Genomic DNA, 12,271 nt, shown 5'->3' with positions numbered 1-12,271 from the left:
TCAATAAGAAGTAATCTATCTCAAATAAAAAGTAGTGACATGAGTCACTACTTTAATTTTATACTTTCAACTTTTTCTTTTACTTCATCTAAAAAAGCTAATAACTTTGATAAACATTCATTAATATATTTAATTGCCTCATTTTTTTCTGATGTAGCTAATGCATGAGTATATAAAGCAGTATAAAAATGATACATGGTTCCTTTTAATAAAGACCTTGTTAAATAACTTTTATTTTTATAATTAGGATTATTTGCTATTTCATATGTAGTCGAGATTAAATCAAAAAGTTCTTTAAATGTTTCTATCTCTTTTTCTCTAATTATTTCTTTAATTTCTTGAATATTAGAAATTAACATTTCTTTTTCTGATTTATATATGGAGTCTATTTCTTTATGAAGTTTTTCAAAGTCAAAGTCAAAACTATTCTCAATTCCTTCTAAAATATCAACTTTTTTAGTTTTATTATCTATTTTTATATCTTCTGATTTATATGGTGTTGTTCCATCAATATATAAGCCATCACTACAATTAAAATAATTAATTTTTCTTTTTCTTTTTAATTTATAGTCAAATATACAATTTTCAGCCCTTTGCTTACACCAGTTAAAGATATTAGTTGTCATAAATTTTTCTTCTTTATCAAAATTACCAGGGAACTTTTCTTTTAATAAGTCTAGTGTATTTAATTTATGTTCTTTTGTATTATAATAAATTGTATCTTTTGAATGATGACTTTCAGCATCTTTAAAACCCATATCTGTACCAAACATAAATATATTTTGAAATCCTATATCAGATAAAAAAGATAATGCACCATTAACAATAGTTGGATTACAATGGTTAAGCATTGGTATATCTTCTGGCACAATTGAAGAACCCGCATCATTTTCTCTAAAATAGATTTTCGCACTTTTAAACATATCATAAACTTTATGATCAATAACATTTAAACCAATCATATTAATGTTTTTCAAATATTCTTTAGTCCCATAGTTTTCTATAATAGAAGCCATAAAAGGTGGTCTTTCAATCTCCATATGAAAATCAGGTGAGATACCATTTTTATATAAAATCCTTAATGCTGTACCACAAGATATTACAACAACATTATCTTTATTTTTTCTAATATATTCTATATCTTTATCAACTGATGGACCTGATGCAACTATAAAAGCTGTAGAATTTTTAGGTAGTTTTTTATTAAACCTATAAACAGGTAAATCATCATTAAGATTTCTAATGGTATGTTCTAAACTTATTATTTCATCATCGTAAAATCCTTGTCCAGTAAATGCTAAATCAATTTTTTCTATAAATTTCTCTTTAAATTCATCAAAAAATTTAGATCTATAATGAGTATAAAACGGTATTAAATAAAACTGATAAGAAAAATTTTTATAAATTGTATTAAGTACCGTTCGGGATATCTCTTTACTATCGTTACCAATACAAAAATGAAGTCCATGATTTTTTTGTTTAAAATACATAAAAATTGGTCTCCAATCTACTAAATGGAAACTGATTTTTAACATTTCGTAGCTTTCATCAACAATTATAATTTCTTTAATTCCATTAGCTTGTTGAATTAATTTATGTAGATGATAACCTGCGCCTATTCCCATCATTAATAAAAACGGAAAATATCCATCTAAATTGTTATGGTAATTCTCAAACTCCTTATTTTCTTTCAAGTATACTGATTCTTTCTCAATACCTTTAATTAACTTATCATGGGCATAATCTCTATCACTATCTTTATTCCATGTTGGTTTTTTAAAAAACATTGGAGGATTATCTAAAAATGCATTAACTTGTGCCTGAATAGCAGTATCCACCCTTGAAGGATATATATTCTGACCATTTTTTGATATATTGTATTCCCCAGTTTTACTAATGTTTAACTCATAATTTCTAATATCAGCCTTATTTACACTATCATAAACCATAGGCCAACCATTCTTTAAAAATTCCATATTATTTTTATAATTTAAATCTAAGTCCATTTAATCCCTCCAATTATTACATTACTATAATTTAGTATAACTCATCCATACTGTCTTTAAATCACTATATTCATCAAAAGCATATAAAGATTTATCTTTCCCTATTCCCGACTCTTTAACTCCTCCAAAAGGTGCAAGGTTATCATCTTCACCATAACTATTAATATGAACTATCCCTGCTTCTAGTAATCTAGAAACATGATATGCTTCATCATAGTCATTAGTCCATATAGATGCGGCTAACCCATAATTTGAATCATTGGCTATTTCTATTGCTTCTTTCATATCATTTACATCAATTACTGTTAATATAGGACCAAATATTTCTTCTTTTACTATTCTAGAATTAATACTAACATTGTCAAATATAGTTGGTTGAATATAACATCCACCTTTTACAGGATCTATTTTTTTATTATCAGTAATAATTTTTGCACCAGACTCTATACCTATTTTAATATACTCTTCAATCTTATTTTTCTGGTCTTCATTAATTACAGCACCTACTTCACTCTCTAAACTTAAAGGGTTCTGAGGAATATACTTTTCACTCTCTTCAATTAATAATTCTAAGAATTCCGTTTTTATTTTCTTATCTATTAAAAGTCTTGATGGTGCAGAACAAATTTGACCTTGATTATAAAAAATATTTTTTGCAAGAACTTTTGCTGCTTTTTTAAGATTATTACATTTATTAGAAATAAGAAAAGGACTTTTCCCTCCACATTCTAAACCAACTTTTTTCATATTTGATTGACCAGAGTATTGTAAAATCAATTTTCCAACCTCTGTTGACCCTGTGAAAAATATGCCTCTTACGTCATTATGTAAAGCAAGGGATTTACCCGCTTCATTACCATAACCTGGGACTACATTAAATACTCCAGGAGGGACACCTGCTTCAATAGCTAATTTAGCTACTTTTAATATTGAAAAAGAAGATTGTTCTGCTGGTTTAAGGACTACAGAGTTTCCCATTAATAGTGCAGGTATAAGTTTCCAAAAAGAAACGACTAAAGGATCATTCCATGGAGTAATTAATCCAACTACACCAAGTGGTTCTCTAGTTATAGTAGCAAAAGAATCTTTTCTTGGAGGAATAGATTTATCATATATCTTATCTATTGCTTCTGCAAACCATCGCATTGATTCAACTGCTTTTGGGATAGAATCATAATAATAATTTTTTAGACTTCTTCCTGTTTCTAATGTATCTAATAATGCTAACTCTTCAATATTTCTTTCAACAAGATCAGCTAATCTAAGAATTATTTGTTTTTTTTCAATAGGTTCAACATCAACCCAAATTCTTTTTTTAAACGTATTCAATGCAATATTTACTGCTATTTCAATATCTTCACCGTCACAAGCACTTAAGCCTGATATATCTCTACCATCTATAGAACTTTTTTTTGAAATAGTTCTACCTTTTATTGAATCAACATATTTTCCATTTATAAATGCTTTTTTTTCAATTACAATTTTTTCTAATTTCTTTTCAATGTTCTGCATAAGCTACTCTTTTATATTATATAAACCGATCGAATTCTTCAACTCTATCTATCTCTTTACCCTTGTTAACATTATCAATCATATTTAAAACTTCTAAATTTGTTTCATGTCTTAAACAATGAAAAGAACAATGAACACTTGGGTCAAGCCAGTTTTGAATCTTTTTACGTTTTTCAGATTTCCATAATTCTTTTAAGGGTGTTGTAACAGCATTCCCAACATTATATTGATCTTTACCTCTCCAATAAGGACATACATATACACCAGATGGAGTAACTAAAGTTCTTAATTCTGTTGCAGGGCACATTTTATAATCTTTTGGCTGATCAATTTGTGCACCTTCTAAAGAAGCATCCAAAGTTATTGCTTTTATAATTGAGAAATTTTCATCAACTAAGTCTTCAAGTCTTTCAATCTCTTTTTTTGCAAGGTCCATCTTATTAATTTCATGCTTAACTAAACTATGCACTGCATTATTTTTATAACTATAACTTGGCTTAACTTCAAAATAATCACAACCTATATCTTTAGCTAAGACTGCTGCATCATAAATTTCATTTATGTTACACACTACATTAGGACCTTCAATTTCAGTTCTTATTAGAAAAGAAAACCCTAACTTTCCTTTTTTTATTTTGGCTAGTTTTCTCATACTATCAATTATTAAATTAAATTTCGAACCACCACCTTTTGTTGGTCTTAATTTATTAAACATCTCATCAGTTGCAGCATCAACAGATATTCTTGTCCAGCTTGAATAGTTGGCAATAATATCCATATATTTATGGATAAAGCTTCCATTAGTAGTTATACCAATAGATATGTCGTTTTTACCTAAAAAATCCATAAAATCTCCAATTGCGGGATGGGCTAAAGGCTCACCACCTCCAATTAAAACAACACCTTTTACACCAATGTCTTTAAACTCTTTAGCAATCTCCATTAATCTTTTAGAAGAAAATTTTCTTCCAGCTTCCATTATTTCTTCACTTACACATCCAGGACAAGCTAAATCACAAGCTTCTGTTGTATCTAATTCTACTATTAAAGGACCATCAGTTCCATCTGACCAATCTGTACCTTTGATTTTTTTAATAACAAAATCTTGATGTAACTTATCAACTATATTCATTTTTTTTACTTTATTCATCAAAATACCTTATTTTATAATTCTATTAAATCCCACTTGATTGGTGTTGCTCTAGAAATTGATTCTTTTGCCTTTTTTCCAATAATGTCGTTTAAATATTTAGGAGACATACCCTCTCCTGGCCTCTTAGACATTACATTCTCGCTAGTTATGATTTCCCCTTTTTTTATATCCTTAACAGCAAAAAGCGTTCTTCGACCTATTCTTCCTACTTTCATACTTTCTGTTAGTTCATAAGTTACTTTTCCTAAAGCTTTTTCAACATTTCTTATTGAGTCAACCATTAATTTAAACTCTTCAGGAATAAGAGAAAATTCTTTGTCCGGACTATCAATATCTTTAGATAATATAAAATGCTTTTCTACAACTTTTGCCCCAAGAGTTACAGCCGAAATAGGAACACTCGTTCCTAATGTATGATCAGATAATCCAATAATTACGTTAAAAAGTTCTTTCATATGAGGAATTGTTTTCAAATTGACATCGTCTAAGGGTGTTGGATAAGAAGAAGTACACTTTAAGAGTATAATATTTTCATTACCTACTCTTCGACAAGCATCTACTGCATCCTCTATCTCTTGAAGTTTTGCGATACCTGTAGAAATAATCATTGGCTTACCTTTAGAAGCAGTATATTCTATTAGGGGGATATCACTAATTTCAGGGGAAGCAATTTTATACAGTGGGACATCTAAACTTTCAAGAAAATCAACTGCTGTTAAGTCAAATGGTGCAGAGAAAAAAATTAAACCTAAACTTTCTGCATACTCTTTTAACTGCGCATGCCATTCCCATGGAGTATATGCTTTTTTATAAAGCTGATACATATTCTGTCCATCCCAAATAGTTCCATGATTTATTTGAAAACATTCATTATTTGAGTCTAATGTAATAGTATCTGGAGTATATGTCTGTAATTTAACAGCATCTGCGCCTGATTCTTTCATTGCTAGAATCGTTTTTTTTGCAGTTTCAATCTCATGCCCGTGATTACCACTTAGTTCAGCAATTATAAACGTAGATGAATTATTTGAAATCTCTTTATTACCTATTTGTATTTTATTCATTATTTACCTTTAACATATATTAATTTATCTAATTTGTCTAGTATCCTATCATTATTTTTAATTATTAAAATCGAAACTAAACAATCCTTCTCAATATAATCACCCTTTTCAATAATATCTAATCTATCAATTATTTCTATACTATCATCAATATATATACTATCTAATTTAGAATCAATTTCTGATAGTACACAATACCTTATGTTATAATCATTTTTAGTTCTAACTAAAAGTTTTTCAATATTTTCAGTTTCCCCTAAATAATTTTTAAGTACAGCCTCAGAATAATTAACACCATCACTCATATCAATTAAAAATGGGAATAAATCTCCTGGAATTCTTCTAGTAACTTCCAATATTTTAGCTTCATTATTCTTACTCAACATAAATTGAACATGTAATAAGCCATCTTTTAAATTCAAATTACTAGATAGGTTTTCAATATCATTATCTATATCTTTTTTTATTACTTTATCAATATCTATTTTTACTGTAGTTGTAACATAATAGTTCTTTTCATATTCTTTTGCAAAAAAACCATAAATTATTTTTTGATTTTTTAAAATTACAGAATAAGCTATTAATTCTCCTTCTATAAATTCTTCTACTAAGTAATTATGCTTTTTAGATAAAACCTCGATATCCTTAACTGCTGATAATAATTCATCATTATTATAAACGATTTTAATCCCTTTTCCTCCGGATAAATTAGTTGGTTTTACGATTGAAGGATAATCTATATTATTAATATTTTCATTCTTTATATCAAAACTTTTGGGAACATTTATATTTAACTCCAAACATAGATTTTTAAATAAATCTTTAGAATGTAGTATTTTTAATACTTCATCATTGTCATAGTTACAGTTATCACATAATTGTGCTGCAATTAACATAGGAACTTCACCACTACCTGGAATAACATATGAAATATTTTCATCATTAATAATTTCTTTTAATTTATCAATATTTCTAAAATCTATACTATAATTTTTATCTGAATACTTATATGCAATATAATTTTTACTAACACCAACTGATATAGTAAAATAACCTAATCTCTTTGCACTATCTATTAATGGCAAATCCCTATGACTACCACCAATTATTAATATCTTTTTCATTATAACTCTTTACAATACTTCATTAGATCAAGGACTAAATTCCTAGCACCATTTCCATCAACAATCTCTTTACCAACCTGTGAAAACTTACTAAAACTCTCATATTCATTTAAAACTGAATCTATTTTCTTATCAATTTTTTCAATTAAATTATTCTCATTATATAAATAATATACATCAATAAAACCTAAATCTAAAAATGCTTTAATCCCTTTATTCTGATTCTCAATTACTGATATTACAATAGACGGAATTTTCATATAAGAAAGTTCATATAATATTGTTCCCCCAGAAACCAATGCAAAATCTGAATATCCTATAATTTTTGCTAGTTCATCCCAATTTGGGTTAAAGAACACATTTATATTTTCAGAAGTTTCCAATTTTTCAACTATTTTTTTATTCATAGTAACTATATTAAATTTTATATTACTATATTTTAAATATAGTGAATTAAAAAGTAAAGAAAGTTCTCTAATATCTGTTCCGCCAAACATTACAAGAACATTCCATTCTTCTTTTTTATTTGCGTCTACATTTATTAAACTTTTTCTAATTGGGAAATATTTTGTACCTACCAAACAAATATTTTCTAAATTTGTTTTTATTCCTTCTACAGCTGTTCTTATTAATATGATATCTTTATCTTTGATATCAATAACACCATCGTCCATATAAGCAATAATTTTTGTTCTAGTTTTTAATTTTTGGAAGTTTAATTGTTTGACATTATAAGTATCTATCAAAATAATGTCATACTGCTTTTCTAAATTATCAGATAACCAATTATGAATTTCAAAATTTATATTATTACTTAGTAAAACTTTTTCGTTTGAATCAATAAAAAAATCTACTTCACAATATTCACTAAAAAATTCATAAATAGTACTACACCTGATAATATGACCAGCACCTATAGATGAACTATATTGAGACAATAAACAAACTTTCATTTTTAACCTTTAGATACTTCATAAAATATTATAAATTAAAAGTCATTACTAAATTGAAATATCATAAAAATAATACCTGAATATTTATTATCCTTTTTTTAGTTTAACCTTTTTTCTAAAATATATAATTTTTCTGCTCTCTCCCAATCTTCTAAAGTATCTATATCTTGTACTAAATATCTTGGAATTATTATTGGAATAGATTCACTTCCAAATGTAATATCTGTTAGTTTTTTAGTTAAATTTTCCCAGTAAAATTGCCCTGCATCCTGGAAAGCTTCTTCTAAATCCTGACTTCTTTTATAAAAATTTTCTGGCCAAAACATTTCACATCTTTCATTTGAAGTAATTTTAAAGGTTCTTTGAATAGGAAAAGGCATAGAGGAAACACTAAAGCAAACTTTTGCATCTGTATTTCTTAATTTTTGATATCCGGCAACAAGAAATTCTGCTTTTAAAAGAGGAGCTGTAGCATAAATTGTACAACAAAAATCAAATTTTTCACCTTTGCTTTCAAAATAATCCAATGCATGACTAATAGAATCACCTGCACTTGAGTAATCATCACTTAATTCTTTAGGTCTCAAAAATGGAACTTCTGCCCCATATTCTTTAGAGACTTTTGCAATCTCTTCATCATCGGTACTTACTACAACTCTCTCAAACAAATTAGATTTTAATGCTGTTTCAATACTATACGCTATTAAAGGTTTTCCATGAAACTCTTTAATATTTTTTCTTGGAATCCTTTTACTACCACCACGTGCAGGAATAATTGCAATACATTTAGGCATTGCATATCTCCAAGATTGAATTTATTACATACTTTTGTTCCTTTTCCGAAAAAAGAGGATATATAGGTAAACTTATTGCCTTTTCATAATATTCATCCATAACAGGAATATTTTCATTTCCAAAACCTAAGTTTTTATAAAAAACTTGTTTATTTATCGGAATATAGTGAAATTGCAAACCGATGTTTTTTTCTCTCATTCTTAAAACAAACTCTTTTTTCTCTATGTTTAATTTTTCAAACTCAATTTTTATTACATATAAATGATATGCTGAATCATTAGTAAAAGTGTATAATGGTTCAATAAAACTTATGCTATCAATTAACTCATCATATCTTTTGGCAATATTTCTTCGTGAAATTAAAAATGAGTCTAATTTTTTTAATTGAGATATTCCTAATGCACATGAAATATCCGTTAATCTGTAATTAAATCCTAAATCTGTCATATCATAATGCCAAGGTGCAACTTCACTATTTGCTTTCATTCCATGATTTCTCAAAAGCATAAGCTGTTCATAAATCTCTTTAGAATTTGTAGTTATTGCTCCACCTTCTCCTGTAGTTAAAGTCTTAACAGGATGAAAAGAGAAAATTGAAATATTACTATTAGTACATGAACCAGCTTTTATTCCATTTTGCATAGAACCAATTGCATGGGCATTATCTTCTAAAATCTTGATTTTATATTTTTCTTTTATCTCTTTTAATTTTTTTTGATTTACTTGATTACCTGAAAAAGAGACTACATATAAAGCTTTAATAGAAGAATCTTTCTCCAATTCTTTTTCACAAAGGTCTAAATCTATATTTCCATCTTCACAAATATCTACAAAAACTGGTTTTGCATTTACATAAAGAATTGAATTTGAAGTTGCTAAAAATGAGTTAGGTGTTGTTAAAACTTTATCACCTTCATTTAAAAGTACCATTGATGCTAAATGCAAAGCGGCCGTTCCATTTGATACAGTAACACAATATTTTGCATCACAATATTTTGCAATTAATTCTTCAAACTCTTTTACTTTTGGTCCTGTTGTTAGATAATCAGATTTTAAAACTTCAATAATACCATTTATATCTTCTTCATCAATAGTTTGCTTACCATAAGGGATAAAATTCATTTAAATATCTTCTATCAATTCTAAGAATTCTTTTTCAGCTAGCCATTCATCATTTGTTCCAGAGTTATATTCAAAACCTTGTAGTACTTTTTTACCTTTTTCCTCTTTTTTATTTATTAGAAAATCTCTATTTTTAGTAAATGTAATTGTTGGAGCGATAACATAATGATCTTTAAACTCAATTGTAAGATGTGAATCATCAGCAGGACACATAATTTCATGAAGCTTTTCTCCAGGTCTTATGCCAATAATTTTTATAGGAAGTTTTGGTGCCATTGTCTTTGCTAAATCTATCATTTTCATTGATGGGATTTTGGGAACAAAAATCTCTCCACCTTGCATTCTTTCAAAATTTTCAAGAACGAACTCTACACCTTCTTCTAGTGTAATCATAAATCTTGTCATTTTTTCATCAGTTATAGGAAGTTCTTTTGCCCCATTTTCAATAAGTTTTTTAAAATAAGGTATTACACTTCCTCTACTTCCAATAACATTTCCATATCTAACAACAGAAAATTGAATATCTTGTTCTCCAACTAAATTGTTCGCTGCTACAAAAAGTTTATCTGAAGCTAATTTTGTTGCTCCATAAAGGTTTACTGGATTTGCTGCTTTATCAGTTGAAAGTGCAATTACCTTTTTAACTTTATTTTCTAAACAAGCATCTATGACATTTTGAGCACCATTAATATTTGTTTTAATACATTCCATTGGATTATATTCTGCAATTGGTACATGTTTTAAAGCAGCAGCATGTATAACATAGTCAACATCTCTCATTGCTTTTTTTAACCTATCTTTATCCCTTACATCTCCAATAAAATATCTCATACAAGAATCGTTGTAATCCTGGGACATCTCATATTGTTTAAGTTCGTCTCTAGAGTAGATTATTATTTTATTTGGTTTATACTTACTAAGAATTATTTTTGTATATTTTTTCCCAAAACTTCCGGTTCCGCCAGTAATTAAAATATTTTTATTGTTAAACATGTGTAACTCACTTTTTTATAATGATATATTTTAACTAATTTATTATTTAACTTTAATTTTAAGAGTATATATGCGATAATCTTAATTATTAAATTAATTTAGGTTTTTATATGGCAGACAACACAATTCCAGAAGATATTTTAAAAATTCAAAAAAAATTAGCTACTTTTGAGAAAGGTAGTAGGAATTATAAAAAATATACAAAAATACTTGCAAAACATATAAAAAAGTTTTCTATGAAGAAAAGAGTTAACTCACATATTAAAACAATTGAAAATGTACAAAAAATTCAAGAAGAAAAACCAGACGATAAAGAAGATTAAAAATAAACATTACAAATTGCAATATAAGTAACTACTTTAAAAATAATTCGCTAAAATTCCAACATAAAATAAAACACAGGACATAAAAACAATGGATGATAATCAAAAAAAATCACTAGACTTAGCTATTAAACAAATTGACAAAACATTTGGTAAAGGAACTTTAATTAGACTTGGTGATAAAGAAGTTGTTCCAACTGAATCAATATCTACAGGTTCATTAGGACTTGACCTTGCACTTGGTGTTGGAGGACTTCCAAAAGGAAGAGTTATAGAAATTTATGGACCTGAATCTTCAGGTAAAACAACTCTTACTTTACACGCTATTGCAGAAGCACAAAAAGCAGGTGGAGTTTGTGCCTTTATTGATGCAGAGCATGCCCTTGATGTTGTTTATGCAAAAAACCTTGGTGTTGATACGGATAACTTACTTGTTTCACAACCAGATTTTGGAGAGCAAGCATTAGAAATCCTTGAAACAGTTATTAGAAGTGGTGCCGTTGATTTAGTTGTAGTTGACTCAGTTGCTGCACTTACTCCAAAAGTTGAAATTGATGGAGACATGGATGATCAACAAGTAGGTGTTCAAGCTAGGCTTATGTCAAAAGCACTTAGAAAAATAACTGGTTTATTAAACAAAATGAACTGTACAGTAATTTTCATTAACCAAATTAGAATGAAAATTGGTATGACTGGATATGGATCACCAGAAACAACTACAGGTGGAAATGCACTTAAATTTTATTCTTCAGTTAGACTAGATATTAGAAGAATCGCAACACTTAAGCAAGCAGAAAACTCAATTGGAAATAGAGTTAAAGTAAAAGTTGTTAAAAATAAAGTTGCACCACCATTTAAACAAGCTGAGTTTGATATTATGTTTGGAGAAGGTATTTCTAAAACAGGTGAACTTATTGATTATGGTGTTAAACTTGATATTGTTGATAAAGCCGGAGCTTGGTTTAGTTATGGGGATAGTAAAATTGGTCAAGGTAAAGAAAACTCAAAAGTATTCTTAACTGAAAATCCAGAAATAGCAAATGAAATAGAACAAAAAATCCTAGTTGCAATGGGTGTAAATGATGAAATCATCCAAGGTGAACCAGAGACTACAGAAGAAGATTAATCAAAGAGAACATTTCTCTTTGATTAAAATCATAAAAATCAAGCCTTAACTTATTCATAATCTTTCAAAATACTTTTATAAAAGCAATTACCAATGAAAA

General features: G+C 27.7%; 11 protein-coding genes. 2 read left to right on the top strand and 9 right to left on the bottom strand.

Annotated elements, in window-relative coordinates:
* Window positions 1-47: 47 nt before the first annotated feature.
* From AC2TY9_RS04660 to pseB, 9 genes are all read right to left on the bottom strand, one after another.
* Window positions 48-2,006, bottom strand: coding sequence for a motility associated factor glycosyltransferase family protein (locus AC2TY9_RS04660; protein ID WP_489779769.1), 1,959 nt, complete (start codon window positions 2,004-2,006; stop codon window positions 48-50).
* Between the two features lie 24 nt (window positions 2,007-2,030).
* The gene (locus AC2TY9_RS04655; RefSeq protein ID WP_489779768.1) at window positions 2,031-3,518 is read right to left on the bottom strand and encodes an aldehyde dehydrogenase family protein; all 1,488 of its coding nucleotides are present in this window, start codon (window positions 3,516-3,518) and stop codon (window positions 2,031-2,033) included.
* 16 nt (window positions 3,519-3,534) lie between these two features.
* On the bottom strand, window positions 3,535-4,668 hold the full coding sequence (locus tag AC2TY9_RS04650; protein WP_489779767.1) for a radical SAM protein: 1,134 nt from the start codon (window positions 4,666-4,668) through the stop codon (window positions 3,535-3,537).
* A 14-nt stretch (window positions 4,669-4,682) separates the two neighbouring features.
* On the bottom strand, window positions 4,683-5,726 hold the full coding sequence (gene pseI / locus AC2TY9_RS04645; RefSeq protein ID WP_489780401.1) for a pseudaminic acid synthase: 1,044 nt from the start codon (window positions 5,724-5,726) through the stop codon (window positions 4,683-4,685).
* Between the two features lie 8 nt (window positions 5,727-5,734).
* On the bottom strand, window positions 5,735-6,859 hold the full coding sequence (locus AC2TY9_RS04640) for an ATP-grasp domain-containing protein (RefSeq protein WP_489779766.1): 1,125 nt from the start codon (window positions 6,857-6,859) through the stop codon (window positions 5,735-5,737).
* Entirely contained in the window at window positions 6,859-7,812 is a 954-nt protein-coding gene (locus AC2TY9_RS04635; protein WP_489779765.1) for a hypothetical protein, read from the bottom strand. The genes AC2TY9_RS04640 and AC2TY9_RS04635 overlap by 1 nt, the downstream gene beginning before the upstream one ends.
* A 98-nt stretch (window positions 7,813-7,910) precedes the next feature.
* Window positions 7,911-8,606, bottom strand: coding sequence for a pseudaminic acid cytidylyltransferase (gene pseF / locus AC2TY9_RS04630; protein ID WP_489779764.1), 696 nt, complete (start codon window positions 8,604-8,606; stop codon window positions 7,911-7,913).
* A complete protein-coding gene (gene pseC / locus AC2TY9_RS04625; protein WP_489779763.1) occupies window positions 8,599-9,729 on the bottom strand; it encodes a UDP-4-amino-4,6-dideoxy-N-acetyl-beta-L-altrosamine transaminase in 1,131 nt (376 codons plus the stop codon). Before pseC ends, pseF begins: the two co-directional genes overlap by 8 nt.
* Window positions 9,730-10,722, bottom strand: a complete 993-nt coding sequence (pseB, locus tag AC2TY9_RS04620; protein WP_489779762.1) for a UDP-N-acetylglucosamine 4,6-dehydratase (inverting) — start codon at window positions 10,720-10,722, stop codon at window positions 9,730-9,732.
* Window positions 10,723-10,832: 110 nt separating this feature from the next.
* Here pseB and AC2TY9_RS04615 point away from each other — a divergent pair, with 110 nt between their 5' ends.
* Window positions 10,833-11,045, top strand: a complete 213-nt coding sequence (locus AC2TY9_RS04615) for a hypothetical protein (protein WP_489779761.1) — start codon at window positions 10,833-10,835, stop codon at window positions 11,043-11,045.
* Between the two features lie 91 nt (window positions 11,046-11,136).
* Window positions 11,137-12,171, top strand: a complete 1,035-nt coding sequence (gene recA, locus AC2TY9_RS04610) for a recombinase RecA (RefSeq protein WP_489779760.1) — start codon at window positions 11,137-11,139, stop codon at window positions 12,169-12,171.
* Window positions 12,172-12,271 lie beyond the last annotated feature (100 nt).

This window comes from Arcobacter sp. ISO1 (genome assembly GCF_058105185.1).
This window is presented reverse-complemented; position numbering and strand designations above follow the sequence as displayed.